This is a genomic window from Massilia pseudoviolaceinigra, from assembly GCF_030846505.1.
GTDB lineage: Bacteria > Pseudomonadota > Gammaproteobacteria > Burkholderiales > Burkholderiaceae_D > Telluria_A > Telluria_A violaceinigra.
The window spans coordinates 1-16,551 of sequence record NZ_JAVCWL010000006.1; the positions used below are offsets into that span (position 1 = coordinate 1).

Sequence of the window (16,551 nt, forward strand, 5' to 3'; positions counted from 1 at the left end):
ATTAAGAGCGATTTGGCAAAATATGCGCTGAACATTAGAGCGCTGGTCGATAAAAATTTGCTCGAGTTGAAGCAAAGTAAAGATATGCTTTTGGACGAGCGGTTGAGAGTGGACGAAAGGCTTGCACGGGTTCATCGAAATCTGGCTCTAAATAGACATATCCGAAGTGAGCAGTTGGACTCTTTAGTTGAATTTTTCCCCAACGTAAATGTTGACCGTATTGCCGAAATTGAGGAATTTCATAGCGAGGTAGCTGCTTTTTTGAAGAAAGAATTGGTTGAGTCTGAGAGTTCTCTCAAGAGTCAACGGCAACAAATTGAAATTGCGCTACAAGAGATCGATGCGCAGATAACCTGTCAGCTTTCAGATTATGATAATCCGACCGTACTGGTTGATAGAGTCTACGGACTTTCACAACAATGGAATAAACTAAAAAAAGAAAATTCCGTCTATTTGATGCAGGAAAGAATTGAGGTTGAGTATAAAAATTCAAAGGAGAATTTGACTTCAATAAAGCTAGCGCTAGTTAAAGAAATTGAGAAAATTGTAAATCAAGAGATATTAGAGATAGTTTCTAAAGTGTATGGAAGTAATTCGCGAGCGCCTAGCCTAGTATTAACCGAAAATTCCTATAAGTACGAGGTTTTCGAGGATACAGGTACGGGAAAGGCATTTGCCGGATTGGTTATTTTCGACCTAGCGATTTTCTCGCTAACTGACCTTCCAATTTTGATTCACGATTCGCCACTTTACAAGAATGTTGAAAATCAGGCGGTGGCCAAATTTGTAAAAGAATACTCGGCTTATCAGAAACAATCATTTGTAGCACTTGATGAAATAGATAAGTACGGATCTGAAGCGGTCACCACGCTTCGCTCTAATTGTGTTGTCGAACTGTCCGATGCGAAGGTGCTCTACATCGTCGACTGGCGGCAAAAAAGCGGCGACCGACCTGTGTCCTAAGAAACCTCATGCGCCTGCAACTCTGGCAGCGCGCCGAGCGCAGCCTTCCGATCATTCAGCTTTGTAGGCGGATTGTTGGGTGCCGAGTTTGTCCGTAGTTTTATGGAAGTCATGAAATGGAAGCACTCGACGAAGGACAGCATATGCCAGCAGATGGTGCAAGACTCATTCAGGAAGCGCTGGCAAAGCTGGGTTGGCCTTCTAACCCGACGGAAGTGGCCGATGAGGTTCGCCGTCTGGATATTGGCCTACCTCTGGAGGACGAGTTTTCAGTGATATGTGCTTGGCTCGGGAAATGTCACCTTCTGCATAAGCTCGACCAGCAACAAGTCCCAATCTCGTCGCGACAAGAGTTCCAAGTGCCGGACCTCCTCGCCAAGTTCTCGACCCAGAATACGAAGTCGCCTCTGTTGATCGAGGTAAAGTCAAAAAAAGACAAGCGCCTGTCGTTCACGCCTGACTACATGCGCCGCCTCCAAAATTACGCGGATCTCGTGGGAATGCCCTTGCTGATTGCCTGGAAATTCCACAGTTTTTGGACGCTGTTTGAAGCCAAACACATGAAGAAGGCTACCAAGAACTTTAATATCACCTTGGATACTGCTGCTCAAGAGAACCTTTTGGGCATGCTAGCAGGCGACGTTGGCTACATGATCGGCCCGACTGCTGGGGTCCATCTGCGATTTCGCAAAGATAAGTTGGTCGAAACGGACGAGACAGAGGGCGGCCGCACTGAACAATGGAGTGGAGTCATCGATACCGTAACTTTCACGGACTATGAGGGTAACCATCGGACGGATCTAACGAGCGAGGTCCAGTCGCTGTTCACCGCATGGGACTTGGAGACTAAGGAGGTGCATACTGACACCCATATCCAATTACGCTTCGTCGCTGGCAATGAGGGGATGCAATTTGCCCACAGTTCGCTTGTCCGCCTACTTAACTGGGAATCGCCTAATGACACGCGACCGCATTGGCGCGGTTTGCTTCGAAAGGATCAAGTTACCGCGAGTATCTCCAATTTCTCTGCCGCTCTACAACTCGCCTACCGTCAGAAGGTTGTCTCCCATATCTTCTATCTGGAACCACACACTAGGCCCGCTTTTCTGCCGACACGCTGACCCAGAAAAACGGATGGGTAACTTTTTTCGTCGCCCGCTGCTGGTCCACAATTACCCATCCGATCTGCACAAGCTGCAGCCTGCACGTGCACTCATTCGCCAAGCATGAGGGATCGTTTGTCGTTTTGATAGCGGCGGCCACGTTCGATGTAAGTTATTCTGACCGAACACATCGACCAAAGCTTACGTCACCTATTTAAAGGCCCGTTCGGCAGCAATCCTCAGTATTGCCCAAACCAAAGGAATCAATTCGTTATCGATCCGTAGCAAGAACTGGTGCACTTCAAGGCTTGAGGGCAGCCATTTACCGTCGAGCTTGGCGAACACTGCCCGACCTTCATGGAAAAAAATGGGAATTAAATGCTTATGCTTAGCGCAATTGACGAGGTCTTGAAGCTTGATGAACAAGTCATTTTTAGAAAACTCCTTTAACCGAGTCGATAGATTTTCTTCGCCGGTCTCTCTTGCAGCGTCCTCTAAAAGGTTCAACGTGATCTTGTTCCAACCTATTTTCCGGTAGGAGAAATCGTGAACCCGGAAATACAAGTTTAGTATGTAGGGAAGCGAGTCGCACAAAGCATGAACATTTTGTAGAAATGCTATGACCTCGGCGTTATAGGCGGGGGTGTTCACATATCCGTCACCGCCGAGCTTACTCACAATCCTTGCCGCGGTCAGCCCAGTCTTTTCCACTGCCATCCAGTTGTTGTAATGGTAGTGCACCATTGCTAGGCGGCGATTTAGACTAGGTGCAATAGGGCCGAGCAGCGAAATTGCTTCAGCTATGAGCTTGATTTTACGATCACGGTCCCTAGCTTCCTTACGCAAACGTGCGCTTTCCAAACCTGCGGCACGCCTAGCGCAAATATCTCCCTTTTCTCTCAGGATGCAAAATGAGGATGCGCGCTCAAGTAACAAGTCGCGCTCCGCACTTAACTTCGTTTTCTCAACAAGCAAACGAGGGGTCAGGACGATTTCAATATTTGATGTATCTGTCATCAGGCAAGTGTACGGAAAGTCGAGGCTGAAGCGCGGCATCATCCTACCATGCAACCTGACTTGAACAGCATAGAGTCGTAGGATATCCGCTCGTTGGCGCTGTACGCGCAGGATGAATGGACCGTGTCGCTGCAATGGTCGGTGTATCTCGGCGCGCGCTGGGAAGGCATCGGCACGCGCAGCGGCGGCAGCGGCCTGGCCAACGTGCGCAACGACAGCAGCGTAGTCAGTCCGATCCTGCACACGCTGTACAAACTGCCCGGCGGCAGTGGCGACCAGGTGCGCATGGCGTTGACGCGGACCTTCAAGACGCCCGATGCGGCCAGGCTGATTGCGCGCCCTACCCTGACCATCAATAACAGCGCCTCCAATCCGGACAGCACCGGCAATCCGAACCTGCGCCCGGAACTGGCGCTCGGGATCGATGCCGCGTACGAGCATCACTGGGCCAAGGGCGCGCTGTTGTCGGTGTCCGCCGCGGCGCGCCGCATCGAGGACTGCACCGTGCAGGCGCTGAACCAGACGGACGGGCGCTGGGTGCTACGCCCGGAAAATGGCGGGCAATGCGACGTGCGCACGCTGGAAGTGGAAACGCGCTTCCCGCTGCAATCGGTCGCACCAGGCGCGCCGCCGCTCGATCTGCGCCTGTCGGTCAGCCGCAACTGGTCTGCCGTGGACCAGGTACCGGGCCCGGACAACCGGCTGGCCGAGCAAGTGCCCTTGTCGGCCACGGCGGGGATCGATTACAAGCTTGGCGCGCTGACCACCGGAGCCTCGTTTGTGTACAGCAGCGGTGGCCACGCGCGGCTCTCGCAGGATCAATTTACATTTGCTTCTGCGCGGCGCGATCTGGAAATGTATGGCTTGTGGAAACTGGACAGCAAGCTTCAGTTGAGAGTGAGCATCGCCAATGCGCTCCGGCATGACTGGATCAGCGACCGCAGCTATGCGGGTGCAGCTGGCACCTATGGCACGCGCTCCCACGCAGCCGGGCAAGACCTGGGTGCGCGCGATGCTGGAGGCGGGGTTCTGAGACAGTTGCCGCGTCGATCCGGCCATTGACGTGTGCCTGGCGCAAGGTCCTGTTGATTTAAGCTGAATCAAGCTGCCCCCCCGCCCTGCCGGGCTTGCCAGCGCAGGGATTCTCTTATCATTTGCTGACACAGGGCGCGGCTGCCAACCTGCCGGCCGCGCATCCTGGGTTTTCATGAAAGAGGCTTATCATGACCCGTCCCCTTACTTTACTGTCGCCGGTACTTCCGGGCACAAGCGCCGCCACCGTCGTTGCCAAGCTGGCCCTCCTGCTGCCGCAAATCAATGCTGCGCTGGAATCGATAGGCACTGTCCACTTTGCCCGTCTCATCCTGCTCGACCGGTCGCAACCGAACCTGCAGCCAGACCTGCTTTCGATTCTGCCTTCGGACAACTTGGTAATTGGAATAATCACCTCCTTTGATGGGGATTTTCAGAAGTATATCCATGACTTCGTGGCCCAATTAAGCACCGAGTTCGACGCGCTGCTGTCGCTGACCGTTGGCGGCGCAGCGTTGACGCCGGTCGTCGATCATGTGGCGGAGTTTGAAGCCTTTATCGCGGAAAACAATGTCTCGGAACATATTCCGAACACCTATTTCTACGCCGCCTACCAGCACACCGTGCAGGACATTCTCGCCGCGATCTGATTAGCCGCGCGCACCGGGCTGGCGTCCCGGTGCGCGCCTTGAACGCCTGAGCGACGGGAGAGCCTGATGAGTGATGCCGCCATTGATCTGGACGACGTGCAGGGCACGATTCTGCGCGGCTATCGCGTGAATCTGGCGCGGCATTTCGTGCTCACGATTACGGACGCTGCCGCGACGGGCAAACTGATCGCGGCGCTGGTGCATGGCGACAACGGCCTGCCCGCCATCACGACGGCCACGCGCATCGTTCCCAAACCGGCCGTCTTCATCAACATGTGCTTCAGCGCCTACGGATTGGCAGCGCTCGGGATCAGCGCACAACAGCTGGCCAGCTTCGACGCGGCGTTCCAGCGCGGCGCGACCGATCCGGCCAGCGCCGCGACGGTGGGCGACGTGGGACCGAGCGCGCCGCAGCACTGGATTGGCGGCTTGCACCACGGCGCCCAGGTGCATATCCTGCTCAGCGTGTGGGCGACCGAGTCCAGCGCGGCGCTGGAGAGCGTCTCTGCCCGGCTACGCGCGGCGTTCGTGGGCAGCGTGACGCAGTTGTACACGCAGGATGGGGCGGAATTGCCGGACAGCACCGTGCACTTTGGCTATCGCCACGGCATCGCCCAGCCGACAATCATCGGAGCGCCGCCGCGCAAACGCGATGCGCCCGATGCCCAGGCACCCGTGCCGGCCGGTGAATTTCTGCTGGGCTACCGGAATGCAGCGGGCGGCACCTACCGTGTGCTGCCGGCGGAACTGTCGACCAACAGCAGCTATGCCGTTTTCCGCATCCTGGAACAGGATGTTGCCGGGTTCGAGGCCATGCTGGCGCGTTATGCGGCCGAGACGGGCATCGATACCGAGTTGCTGGCCGCAAAAATTCTCGGGCGCTGGCGCAACGGCAACCCGCTGACGCTGGCGCCGACGGCGCAGGGCACGCGGCTGCCGGACGCGGAACTGAACAACTTCGACTTCGTCAGCCCGGACGCGGCCACGGACGACACGCTGGGTTTGAAGTGTCCGATCGGCGCTCATATCCGGCGCAACAATCCGCGCGATGCCGCCGTGATCGGCACCGACAGCACGCATCACCGCATACTGCGGCGCTCGATGCCTTACGGTCCGCAGTATGATCCGGCCCGGCCAGACAGCCACGCACGCGGGCTGATCGGCTACTTCATCAATGCGAGCATCCGCAACCAGTTCGAGTTCCTGAGCAGCGAATGGAACCTGGCGCCGGACTTTGTGAAATCCGCCACGGGTCCGGAAGGGTCGGCCGCCGGCAATGCCGTGTACAACATCAGCGGCGAGGATGTTCTTGTGGGCGTGAACGATCCGGCGTCAAGCTCGTTCACCCTGGCCGGCAAGGGGCCGAAAGGCAGCGCCAACCGGACCCTGCGTGGGTTTTCGCGGCTGGTGACCACGCGCGGCGGGGTGTACTGCTTTTTCCCGAGCATCAAGGGCTTGCTGTATCTGGCGCAATTGGCGGCAGCCGGCGGTGCGCAAAATGCCGCCGGCGACGCCGCATCCGGCCCGGCGCCAGTGGCGTCCAGCGACCGGTCACCGGAGTAGCACCGCGCCGGCCCGATGCCTTACCAGCGGTAGCTTGCCGTGACGATGATCTTGCGCGCTTCGCCATAGAAACAGCCGTAGGTGCAACTGCCAATATAGGTCTTGTCCGCCAGGTTAGTGACGTTGAGCGCGAGTTTCCAGGGCCCCGTGCTGTAGCTGGCCATGGCGTCGATCAGCGTGACGGACGGCACGATCACCGGCGTGCCATGCGCCGCTCCGCGCGTGCTGCCCACGTAGCGTGCTCCCGTGCCGATCCGCAAACCGGGTAAGCCGGCGGCGGCGAAGCCCTCGTCGCCCCAGAGGGAGAGCTGGTTGTACGGCACGCTGTCGACGCGCTGGCCTTCGCGGTCGGGATACAGGGCGCTGGCTTTGGTCGTGCGGGCGTCGGTATAGGCGCAGGCGGCGATCAGCTTAGCCGTGCGGCCAATACGGGTGCGCACTTCCAGTTCCAGTCCGCGCGAACGCACTTCGCCTGCCTGCACGGCAAAGTTGGCATCCTGCGGGTCTTCCACCTGCACGTTCTGCCGCGTCAGCTGGTAGAGCGCGGCCGACAGCAGCACGTCGGCGCCCTTGGGCTGGTAGCGCAGCCCGGCTTCGAACTGCTTGCCCTCGGAGGGCTTGAAGCGCGCGCCGGTCCGGTCGATGCCGCTGGTCGGCTCGAACGATTCGCTGTAGCTCGCAAACGGTGCCAGGCCGTTATCGGCGAGGTAGACCAGCCCTGCCCTGCCGGTGAAGGCATGGCTTTTTTCGTTGTCCGCCCGCACACCACCGAAATATCCGGCTTCGCTGTAACGCAGCATGTCGTAACGGCCACCCAGCGAGGCAACCCATTTGTCGCCCACCTTGAGCTGGTCCTGCGCGTAGACGCCCAAGCGCTTGCCATCGGCCCTGTAGGCGAAGGTATTCGGGACCCGCTCCGTGCCGACGCGGCTGCCGTACGCCGGTGCGAACAGGTCGAGATTGGCCAGCGAGCGCGTGTAGCGTTCGGTTTCTTCGTGTCCGCGCGAGTAGTCGATGCCTGCCAGAATGGTATGCCTGACGGCCCCCTCGCCCAGCTGGTATTGCAGCGATGTGTCGGAAACCAGCGACGAGGAACGGTCGGCGCGGTCGCTTGCCCATCGCCAAGCCGTTGCGCGCTGGGTGGCATCGACGCCGCCCCACACCTCGACATAGTCGAAGGCGTTGCTCGCATGTGCATAACGCAGACTGTTTTTGAGCTTGAGCCGATCGCTGAACGCGTGCTCGAACAGGTATCCGGCAGAATACCGTTCCAGCGCGAACTGGTCGAAGCCCGGCTCGCCCACAAAGCGGTGGCGCGCAATCTGGCCGTTGACGTTGGGCAGAACCGTGCCTTCGGCGGGCAAGCCATAGACATTCACTGTGCGGTCTTGTTGATAGTCTCCCAGAAAAGTGAGCGAGGTCGCCGCGCCCGGTTTCCATGTGAATGCGGGCGCCACGAAGCGGCGATTGTCCGGTACGTAATCGATGAAGGTGTCGCTGTCGCGCCAGAGCGCGGTAAGGCGGTACGACCAGACGCCGTCGTCCGTGAGCGGGCCACCAATATCTGCCGATACCTGTTTGCGGCTCAATGAGCCTCCTTCCACATTGATCTCGTGCACCGGCTCTGCCGTGGGACGCTTGCTGACCGTGTTGATGATGCCGCCAGGGCCGCCCGCCCCGAACAGGACCGAGGCCGCACCCTTCACTACTTCGACCCGCTCCAGGCCATAGAGTTCCTGACGGCCGTCATAGCGGGTGACGCCGTAGCGGGTGCCGTCGCGATAGTGGTTGCCAAGGTCCGAGGTGGCCTGGAAGCCGCGCAGGAAGAACTGGTCGGTGGTGCGGTCGGCCGCTTCGTTACGGGCCACGCCGGCCACGTACGCGAGCACATCTTGCAGGCTTTGCGACTTGAGGGTGTCGATCTCTTCCGCTCCGACCACGCTGAGGGACTGTGGCGTTTCCACGATGGGCGTGTCGGTTTTGGTGGCCGTGGCGCTGCGCCTGGCGACGTAGCCGCGGATGGGACCGGCCGCATTCTCGGGCTCGACGCTGTCGACAACGGTGATCATCGGCAGCACGGCTGCTTCGGGACGGGCGGCCGGGCGCTCGGCCAGCTTGCCCAGGGTGTAGCTGCCGTTGGCCTGGCGCAGCGCTTGCAGGCCATGTCCGCGCAGCACTTCGTCGAAGCCGGCCTGCACGGTGGTGGTGGCGTTCAGGCCGGCGCTGGTCTTGCCGTTCAGTAGCGTTGCGTCGACGGAAAGTTCGATACCGGCGGCGCTGGCGAAGCTGTTCAGGGTGCGGTTTAGCGGGCCGGGGGCGATCTGGTAGCTGCGCGCCGCGGCGTCCAGCGCCTGCGCCTGGGCCGGCGTCGCCAGGCCCAGCGCCAGCCCGGCCAGCAAAACCGTGCGCACGGCGGCCGCCCCGCAGCTGAGGGTGAAGGCCGGTTCACGCGGCGAAGGTGCGAGGGAGGAATGTGGGTGCTGATGAGTCATGGTCTGGTCCTGAAGTTCGGAAGATTGCGGGAGTGCTTACTTGTATTCCGAACGAGAACCAGAAACCCTCAAGGAGATAAGACGATTTCCGCAAAAAAATGCCAAGTGGCGTTCAGCGCGCGCGCACGGTGACCCAGTAGCGGGTGCGGTACGACACGGCGACCGGCAGGGCCAGCGCCAGATTGCGCAGCGCGCGGTCGGTGTCGCGCAGCGAAAACACGCCGGTGACGCGCATCCCGGCAATATCGGGGTCACAACGCAGCAGGCCGGGCCGGTAACGTGCGAGTTCGGCGACAAAGTCGGCCACGCGCATGTCCTCGGCCACCAGCAAGCCGCCCGGCCATGCGGCGGCGCTGGCCTGTACCGGCCCGGCCTGTTCGATCCGTTCCTGGGAGAGTGCCGCGCTCTGGCCGGCGCCGATCCGGACGGCATCTTGAACATGGTTGCGCGTGCGCAGCTCGACAGCACCTTCCAGCACGCCAACGCGCGTAACGCCAGCATGCTGGCGCACAAGAAAGCGGGTGCCGAGGGCGTGAACCGTGCCATCGCGCGTCTGGACCCTGAACGGGCGCTGCACGGCCATCGGATCGGGCGCGGTGCCGACCAGGATTTCACCGGCGCGCACGATGACAAGGCGCTCGTGGCTGTCAAAGCGCAGGTCGATCGCCGAGGCGCTTGCCAGCACCACCTGGGTACCGTCCGGCAAGGTGACATCCCGCGTTTCGCCGGTACCGGTGCTGTGATCGGATGCGATGCTGTCCCAGACTTGAGTGCCGCGCATCGACCAGGCGGCGCTTGCCGTCACGCCCAGGCCCAGCAGCTGCAGCGCACGGCGGCGCGTGACGTAGGCGGCGGCAGCGGGCTCGCGCAAGGTGTGCTGGGCAATCTCGCGCGGAACGCTCATCAGCTTGTCTTCGACGGCTTGCAGGCGGTTCCAGGCGCGTTCATGGTCCGGTTGGGCCGCGCGCCATGCGGCGCAGGCAGCCTGGTCGGCGGCGCTGGCCTCGCCCGACCACAGGCGCGCCATCCAGGCGGCGGCCTGGCTGACGATGGCGGGATCGAGCGGATCCGGGAAAGTGGCGCCGGCGGGCCTGGCTGGGCGCGCCGCTTACGGCGCCGGGGCGTGCAGTGCGCTGGCGCAGACCTGCAGCGCCGTGGCGATGTACTTTTCCACCGACGAGACCGACACATGGAGGCGCTCGGGGATGTCGCGGTAACTCATTCCTTCCAGCTTGCACAGCAATAGCGCCGAACGGGCCTTGGCCGACACGCAGTGCAGCAGCGCATCGATCTCGACCAGGGCTTCGAGCGTGATGGCACGCGTTTCTTCGGACGGAACGTGCGCTGCCGGCAGCAGCGCAATGGCCTCAAGGTAGGCGAGCTCGATCTGGCGGCGCCGGTACAGGTCGACCACGAGGCCGTTGGCGATCCGGGTCAAATGGCGCCGCGACTGGTCGGGCGGCGGCACGCGGCCGCTGGTGATGATGCGCAGATAGGTGTCATGCGCCAGGTCGGCCGCATCGCAAGCGTTGCCCAGCCGTTTGCGCAGCCAGCCGCGCAACCAGCCGTGATGGTCGGTGTACAGCGTTTCAAGCGCGAGCGGAGTATGGGAACTGCACATGCAAACGGCCACTTAAGAATGAGAATTATTCTCAATTGTAATGCTTGCAGGGTGAGCGGGCAATTTAATTGCGCGAACCATGGCGCCGGGGCACTTAGTCTTCCACGTAGACCTTGTCCCGGACCAGCTTCAGATGGGCCTTGAAGGCAGCGTTTTCCTTGAGCGACAGGGCCGGGTCGAACCTCATCTCGCCGCCGTAGGCCGCACTGACCCTGGTGTTCCTGAGGGTGGTGCCGCGCAGCGCCAGCTTTTGCTCGCCCTGGCGCAGGATGACCTTCAGCTCGTTCGCGTCCACCCCGCCCCCGCAGGACATTGTGTACGGGACGGTGACTTCAGCCATCCCGTTCTTGTCCAGGTCGGTGACCGTGATGTAATCGGGGAAAAATTTCGCGCTTGAATCGAGGCCCGGGCAATCGACGTGATCCTCGATGATCCAGGTCTGCGGCCAGGCCTTGTCCTTGCGGGTATAGAGCACGGCAAACAGCTCGAACCGCTCTGCCGCGCCGGGGGTTGCCTTGGCCGCGGTCGACGGTCCGGAATCGAGCGTGACGACGAGCAGATGTTCGCCGGCACGGTCGACGATCCGTTCAGCCTTGACCAGCGTTCCTCTCGGCGGGATCTGCCCGGATGCCAGAAAGCCGGACGCGACCGGGAAGCTTTGCACCGGCCCGGCTGCGCGCGCGGCTTGCGGCGCGGCAGCGCCGGCCAGCGACAGGCACAGCGCAAGGCACAAGGATCCGGTCGTTGCCGGTCGCTTGATTGCGCTCTGGCCCGTCCCCGCCTTGCGCCCTGCCGGGCTGGATGACAATGTCAGTCGCGGCCGTTCAATCATGGCGCGCGAAGCGCGTAACGCAGGTCTGCGCCCCGCTGCTGTCGGGCAAAGTGCTGATGTGCGCCATTGTCCTGTACACGTTGCCGTCGCGGTGCCGATGCCATATCTCGCCGCTCCAGCTGCCATGGATGGCGAGGGAGTGCGAGATGTCCTCGTCCAGCCCGGGCGCCCGGCTCTCGCAGCGCAGGGTGCGTTGATGCTGGCCCACCACCTGGTCAAGCGCAAACCCGGTAAGCGCGGTCAACGCGTGGTTAATGTCGGCGATGACGCCATTGTGGTCGCTAATGAACATAGCTTCGGGCGCCAGGGCGAATGCATCGGCCAGGCGCTGCGTCTGGCGCTCCCGCGCGCTGCGTTCGCTCACGTCAACCAGGACGGCGCGGCAGCTTTCCCCATCGTTGGCCAGCGTGGTGCGCATCTCCACCGTGCGGCGGGTGCCGTCCCTGGCGACGAGCGTCACTTCGCACTGGGCGTCGCACTGGGTGGCATACAGCGACTTCAGGCATGCCGCCACCCGGGACCGATCGGACTCGGCCACGAAGGTGCCGATCCGCTTGTCGATCACGCGGGCCCGCTCGCTACCCAGCAGGCGCGCGCCTGCCAGATTGATCTCGGTAATCGTACCGGTGCGCTTGAGCGTCAAGTAAGGCACGGGAGCAAAATCGTACAGTTCGGTGTAGCTGGCCAGGGCCGCCTCGATCCACGCACGGGCCGCTTCCAGCTGCTCGTTCTGCAGCTCCAGTTCGACCTGATACACCTGCAGTTCGTGCAGCAACCGCTGCGGATTGTCGACGTGCTGCATCGGCTGCGGCCCTCGCCCCTGTTCGTTCTGGCGTTCGCGTTCCCGCATGCGCAGTTCGGCGTCTTCCCGCAATTCGTTCTGGAACGGTTGTTCACGACTCATGATTGTTTTTCCTGATTGTTGCCGGCATCTGAAATCGCCTTGCCCGGCCGGCTGGTGTGCTTTGCCATACCACTTTCCAGCAACACATGCGCATCCTGCAATACCTTTTCCAACGCCGTGGCCGCGTCGGCTTGCGAGGGCGCGATCGCGGTGCGGCGCTGCAGCACGGATAGGGTCTGGCGCAGCGTTTCCTCCATCCGCTTGCGCTCGGTGATATCTTCCTTGACCGAGACGAAGAACCCGGGCTCGGGCGAATACAGCGCGCAACTGATCCATTGCGCGCCGTCCCTGGCCGATACTTCCAGCTGCTCCGGCTTGCCCGTGGTGGCCACCCGCGCGCAGGCGGAAAACAGATCCGCATTGAAGGGATGGATGCTGCTGGCCAGTTCCGACTGGCGCTTGCCCTCGACGTCATGCAGTCCGGTCAGTTCCTTGAACCTGGGATTGACTTCAAGAACAAGAAAATCGCGCGGGACGCCGTCGTCCAGGATCACCTGATGGCAGGCGACCGCGTTCAGCGAATGCTCCAGCAACTGCCGGAAACGCGACTCGGAGCGCTTTTGCTCCGTGATTTCCCACGCCATGCCGGAGACGCCGACAACGGTGCCGGTATGGTCGCGCGCCGGTTCGGCAAAAAAATCGTAGTAATGCATGGTGCCGTGCAGGTGCGCCGTGATTTCGCTGTGCACGCTGATGCCTTGTTCGAGCGCCTGGCGTTTGAGCTGGGTCAGGCGCGCGGCATCCTCGGGCGGCAACAGGTCGGCGTCGGTCTTGCCGATGGCGTCGCCCGAGCGCAGTTGCGGCTGCAGATTGTGCACCCAGGTGTAGCGCAGTTCATGATCCTGGCTGAACACCGTCAGCGGCGCGTGTTCGATGGCGATCCGGAAGCGCTCGTCGCTCAGGCGCAAGGCGCGTTCCAGCGTTTTCGAGGAACTGACGTCGATAAAGGTGATCACCACCCCATCGATGCGGTTGTCCTGGGTGCGGTACGGCATGATGCGCACGGTGAACCAGCGCCCGTCGAGCGCGCTGACCTGGACCTCGCGAAACACCAGCGAGCGCAGCACTTCGCGGGCATCCTCGGCCAGCGACGGATAGTTCAGCGTGCTGACCAGATCGGTGATCGGACGGCCGGCGTCCCCGGGGATGAGCTTGATGATGCCGGTGATCCGATTGGTGAAACGCCGGATGCACATCTGTTCATCGAGAAAAAGCGTGGCGATGTCGGTGCTGTTGAGCAGGTTTTTCATGTCGTCGCTGGCCAGCGACAATTCGTCGAGCTTGATCGATAGCTCATGATTGACCGTCTGCAACTCCTCGTTCATCGATTGCATTTCCTCCTTGGAGGTCGTCAATTCCTCGTTGGTGCTTTGCAATTCCTCATTCGTGCTTTGCAGCTCTTCATTGGCCGATTTCAATTCTTCCTGCGAGGTCTGCATCTCTTCGCGGGCACGCTGCAACTCTTCGCGCGATTGCTGCATTTCCTGCACCATCGCGTCCATGCGCTCGGCCTCGGCGCCGGCCAGCTGGCCCTTGCGCGGCGCTTTAGCGCGCGCCGCCGGCTGGTCGGAAAACACGATCAGGATCATGCCGCGCAGCGGTGCCGGCTCTTGCAGGCTGTGCACCTCGACATTGACCAGCAGCGCGCCGCCATCGCCACCCACACGCAGATCCTTGAGCACGTGGCTGCCCTGCTCGCGCACGACCTTGGCGAACACTTCGTTCAGGGCCCCGGCCAGCCCCTCGCGCGCCATGGCGAAGATATTCAGGTTGGCCTTGCCCACGGCCGGTTCCAGGTATTTCCCGGTCTTGCCGCTGATATAGATGATGTCGCCCTTGTCGGTCGTGAGCACCGCGGCCGGCGAAAAACGTTGCTGCAGCAAGGAATCGATCAAGGTTTGCACGTTGGAGCTCCCTGTCGGGGCCGCGCTGGCGGCGGGAATCGGCACGGCCAGTCCTCTGCGGGACCGGCCATAAATGGATGCAGGAAAATCGACCGGCTCCGTGCGCGGGCTGCTTTCGCGGCGCTGGTAAATGCGTGTCTTGCCTGGCCAGGCGGAAAACAGGTCGCTGGCCGCGCCGACCGTTTCGGCGCTTCCGAGCACCAGGATACCGCCCGGCCGCAGACTGTAGTGAAACAGGGGCAGCAATTTTTTCTGCAGGTCCGCTTCGAGGTAGATCAGCAGGTTGCGGCAGGTGAGCAAGTCGAGCTTGGTAAAAGGCGGGTCCATCACCAGGTTTTGCGGCGCGAAGGTGACCATTTCGCGAATTTCCTTGGACACGCGAAAGCCCCCGTTGTGCTGGACAAAATAGCGGCGCAGGCGTGCCTCGTTCACATCGCTAGCGATCGTGCCGGGAAACTCGCCGGTGCGGGCGCGGACAATCGCGTCGCTGTCGAGATCGGTGGCGAAGATTTGCAGGGTGTAGCGGGCCTCCGGCCGGAGGCGCTCGAGCGTGTCGCGAAAAGCCATGGCCAGCGAATAGGCTTCTTCGCCGGTCGAACAGGCTGGCGTCCAGGCGCGCAGGATGGCGCCTTGCGGATGGGCCGCCAGCAGGGCTGGAAAGACGTCAGCCTCGATCTGGTCCCACACCGGCTGGTCGCGGAAGAAGCTGGTAACGCCGATCAGCAATTCCTTGAACAGCAGCTGCGCTTCGTGCGTGTTGTCGCGCACATAGCGCACGTAGTCGGCGATGCTGGCCAGATGGTGCAGACCCATGCGCCGCTCGATGCGACGGTAGATGGTGCTTTTCTTGTAGAACGAAAAATCGTGCCCGCTCTGGGCGCGCAGGATGACGACGATTTTTTCGAGTGCGCTACCGTCGGCATCGGACAAGCTCAGGTCGGACGGGGTGACCAGCAATGGCGCATGGCCCCGGTAGCCGAGAATGCGGCTGACCAGCTCGTTGGCGGGCGCAATCACGTCGGCCAGACCGGCGTCGATGGCGCTGCGCGGCATGCCGTCGAACTTGGCCGATTCCGGGTCCTGGACAAACACTGCGCCTGCGCTTTCCTTGATCGCCCGTAAACCCAGCGAGCCATCCGAACCCATGCCCGAGAGAATCACGGCGACGCTGTTGGCTTGCTGGTCGACGGCCAGCGAGCGCAGGAAATAATCGATCGGCAAGCGCAGCCCGCGCGGCGCGGCCGGTTCCAGCAGGTGCAAGACGCCATGCAGGATCGACAAATCGCGGTTGGGCGGAATGACATACATATGGTTCGGCGCGACCCGCAGGCGGTCGCTGATTTGCAGCACGGGCATGCTGGTGCAGCGCTGCAATAGCTCGACCATGATGTCCTTGTGCAGGGGATCGAGGTGCTGCACGACGACAAACGCCAGGCCGCTGTCGGCGGGAATACCCGACAAGAACTGTTCAAGCGCTTCCAGGCCGCCAGCGGAGGCGCCGATGCCCACAATGGCGAACGGCGCTGGCTGCGTTGCGAACGCGTGGGCAGGCGCCGTGGCGGACTGGCTGGCCTGCTTGCGCGGTGTCGTGCTGGTTTTTTTCATGGCAGGTCGAAGGTGCTTCGTAGGGAGTTGAACCGCATCGCAAGCGGCGGCAAGCGCAGGGCCGTACTATAACATTGGGGCGCTCGGGGCCAGGTCGGCGCATGCGCCGTCGGCGGCGCGCGCTTTGCTGGCCCCCGCATGGCCTTGTTCGCGCAGCGTATCAATTTTCGATGTAGACCTTGTCGCGGATGAATTTCAAATGCGCTTTGAAGACGGCGTTTTCTTTCAGCGACAGCGATTTATCGAACACCATTTCTCCACCGTATGGAGAACCGCCCTCGGTACCGGTCAGCGTGCGTCCGCGCATGGCGAATTTTTGGACGCCCTGCCGCATGATGACCTTCAAATCGCTGGAATCGACGCCGCCGCTGCAAAACATCGTGTACGGGACGGTCACTTCGGCGACGCCGTTGTTGTCGAGATCGGTGATGGTGATGTACTTGGGGAAAAAACTGGCCGATGAATCGATGACGGGGCAGTCGTTGGCGTCTTCGATCAGCCATGTGCGGGCCCAGCGATTGGCCTTGCGGGTGTAGAGGGATGAGAACAGTTCGTACAGCTCGTCGCGGCCGGGCTCTGCGTTGAAGGCGCTCGATGGTCCGGTCCGCATGCTGACGACGAGAATGTGCTCGCCCGCGCTGTCGACAAGGCGCGCGGCCTTGACCAGCTTTCCGGGCACGGTGATGTGTTCGGATTTCAGGACGGCGCTTGTGAGCGGGGTGTGCGCCACCTCGGCGGCAAATGCGGACGGGGATGCTGCCGAGGTGAGCGTCAAAAGGAACATTACGATTGCGGGAACTGCGGATTTTATCGACATTCTTCTACGCCTTCACTATTTTGTAATTTCCGCAAGATCAACGGTGCC

General features: G+C 61.2%; 13 protein-coding genes. 5 read left to right on the plus strand and 8 right to left on the minus strand.

Going from position 1 to position 16,551, the window contains the following annotated elements:
- Together RBA40_RS07265 and RBA40_RS07270 are read left to right on the plus strand one after the other, a co-directional pair.
- A partial coding sequence (locus tag RBA40_RS07265) for a DUF2326 domain-containing protein (RefSeq protein ID WP_306647147.1) occupies positions 1 to 963 on the plus strand: 963 nt, incomplete at its 5' end.
- Between the two features lie 116 nt (positions 964 to 1,079).
- Positions 1,080 to 2,084, plus strand: a complete 1,005-nt coding sequence (locus tag RBA40_RS07270) for a restriction endonuclease (RefSeq protein WP_306647149.1) — start codon at positions 1,080 to 1,082, stop codon at positions 2,082 to 2,084.
- A 192-nt stretch (positions 2,085 to 2,276) separates the two neighbouring features.
- Here the strand turns inward: RBA40_RS07270 and RBA40_RS07275 are convergent, their stop codons facing one another.
- Positions 2,277 to 3,125 (minus strand): hypothetical protein, encoded by an 849-nt coding sequence (locus tag RBA40_RS07275; protein ID WP_306647151.1) that lies wholly within the window; start codon positions 3,123 to 3,125, stop codon positions 2,277 to 2,279.
- A gap of 51 nt (positions 3,126 to 3,176) precedes the next feature.
- Between RBA40_RS07275 and RBA40_RS07280 the strand changes: the two genes are divergently transcribed.
- The 3 genes from RBA40_RS07280 to RBA40_RS07290 all read left to right on the plus strand — a co-directional run bounded on the left by RBA40_RS07280 (position 3,177) and on the right by RBA40_RS07290 (position 6,328).
- Positions 3,177 to 4,145 carry a TonB-dependent receptor domain-containing protein gene (locus RBA40_RS07280; RefSeq protein ID WP_306647153.1) on the plus strand — a complete coding sequence of 323 codons (969 nt, stop codon included), beginning with the start codon at positions 3,177 to 3,179 and terminating at the stop codon, positions 4,143 to 4,145.
- A gap of 161 nt (positions 4,146 to 4,306) precedes the next feature.
- Complete coding sequence (locus tag RBA40_RS07285) at positions 4,307 to 4,765, plus strand: hypothetical protein (protein ID WP_306647155.1); 459 nt, start codon at positions 4,307 to 4,309, stop codon at positions 4,763 to 4,765.
- A 66-nt stretch (positions 4,766 to 4,831) separates the two neighbouring features.
- The gene (locus tag RBA40_RS07290; protein ID WP_306647157.1) at positions 4,832 to 6,328 is read left to right on the plus strand and encodes a Dyp-type peroxidase; all 1,497 of its coding nucleotides are present in this window, start codon (positions 4,832 to 4,834) and stop codon (positions 6,326 to 6,328) included.
- Positions 6,329 to 6,348: 20 nt separating this feature from the next.
- Here the strand turns inward: RBA40_RS07290 and RBA40_RS07295 are convergent, their stop codons facing one another.
- From RBA40_RS07295 to RBA40_RS07325, 7 genes are all read right to left on the minus strand, one after another.
- Positions 6,349 to 8,820, minus strand: coding sequence for a TonB-dependent siderophore receptor (locus tag RBA40_RS07295; RefSeq protein ID WP_306647159.1), 2,472 nt, complete (start codon positions 8,818 to 8,820; stop codon positions 6,349 to 6,351).
- A 112-nt stretch (positions 8,821 to 8,932) separates the two neighbouring features.
- On the minus strand, positions 8,933 to 9,871 hold the full coding sequence (locus RBA40_RS07300) for a FecR domain-containing protein (protein WP_306647461.1): 939 nt from the start codon (positions 9,869 to 9,871) through the stop codon (positions 8,933 to 8,935).
- A gap of 57 nt (positions 9,872 to 9,928) precedes the next feature.
- Entirely contained in the window at positions 9,929 to 10,441 is a 513-nt protein-coding gene (locus RBA40_RS07305; RefSeq protein ID WP_306647161.1) for a sigma-70 family RNA polymerase sigma factor, read from the minus strand.
- 94 nt (positions 10,442 to 10,535) lie between these two features.
- Entirely contained in the window at positions 10,536 to 11,273 is a 738-nt protein-coding gene (locus RBA40_RS07310; protein ID WP_306647163.1) for a M949_RS01915 family surface polysaccharide biosynthesis protein, read from the minus strand.
- The gene (locus RBA40_RS07315; protein ID WP_306647164.1) at positions 11,266 to 12,177 is read right to left on the minus strand and encodes a PAS domain-containing protein; all 912 of its coding nucleotides are present in this window, start codon (positions 12,175 to 12,177) and stop codon (positions 11,266 to 11,268) included. The genes RBA40_RS07310 and RBA40_RS07315 overlap by 8 nt, the downstream gene beginning before the upstream one ends.
- Positions 12,174 to 15,686, minus strand: a complete 3,513-nt coding sequence (locus RBA40_RS07320) for a chemotaxis protein CheB (protein ID WP_306647166.1) — start codon at positions 15,684 to 15,686, stop codon at positions 12,174 to 12,176. Before RBA40_RS07320 ends, RBA40_RS07315 begins: the two co-directional genes overlap by 4 nt.
- A 160-nt stretch (positions 15,687 to 15,846) precedes the next feature.
- Complete coding sequence (locus tag RBA40_RS07325; RefSeq protein WP_374710464.1) at positions 15,847 to 16,503, minus strand: M949_RS01915 family surface polysaccharide biosynthesis protein; 657 nt, start codon at positions 16,501 to 16,503, stop codon at positions 15,847 to 15,849.
- Positions 16,504 to 16,551: the final 48 nt, after the last annotated feature.

Excerpts from the sequence above, each read along its gene's own strand:
- RBA40_RS07305 (WP_306647161.1), bottom strand. The coding sequence starts at position 10,441 with ATGTGCAGTTCCCATACTCCGCTCGCGCTTGAAACGCTGTACACCGAC.
- RBA40_RS07295 (WP_306647159.1), bottom strand. The coding sequence starts at position 8,820 with ATGACTCATCAGCACCCACATTCCTCCCTCGCACCTTCGCCGCGTGAA.
- RBA40_RS07320 (WP_306647166.1), bottom strand. The coding sequence starts at position 15,686 with ATGAAAAAAACCAGCACGACACCGCGCAAGCAGGCCAGCCAGTCCGCC.
- RBA40_RS07310 (WP_306647163.1), bottom strand. The coding sequence starts at position 11,273 with ATGATTGAACGGCCGCGACTGACATTGTCATCCAGCCCGGCAGGGCGC.
- RBA40_RS07290 (WP_306647157.1), top strand. The coding sequence starts at position 4,832 with ATGAGTGATGCCGCCATTGATCTGGACGACGTGCAGGGCACGATTCTG.
- RBA40_RS07315 (WP_306647164.1), bottom strand. The coding sequence starts at position 12,177 with ATGAGTCGTGAACAACCGTTCCAGAACGAATTGCGGGAAGACGCCGAA.
- RBA40_RS07325 (WP_374710464.1), bottom strand. The coding sequence starts at position 16,503 with ATGTCGATAAAATCCGCAGTTCCCGCAATCGTAATGTTCCTTTTGACG.
- RBA40_RS07285 (WP_306647155.1), top strand. The coding sequence starts at position 4,307 with ATGACCCGTCCCCTTACTTTACTGTCGCCGGTACTTCCGGGCACAAGC.
- RBA40_RS07270 (WP_306647149.1), top strand. The coding sequence starts at position 1,080 with ATGGAAGCACTCGACGAAGGACAGCATATGCCAGCAGATGGTGCAAGA.
- RBA40_RS07275 (WP_306647151.1), bottom strand. The coding sequence starts at position 3,125 with ATGATGCCGCGCTTCAGCCTCGACTTTCCGTACACTTGCCTGATGACA.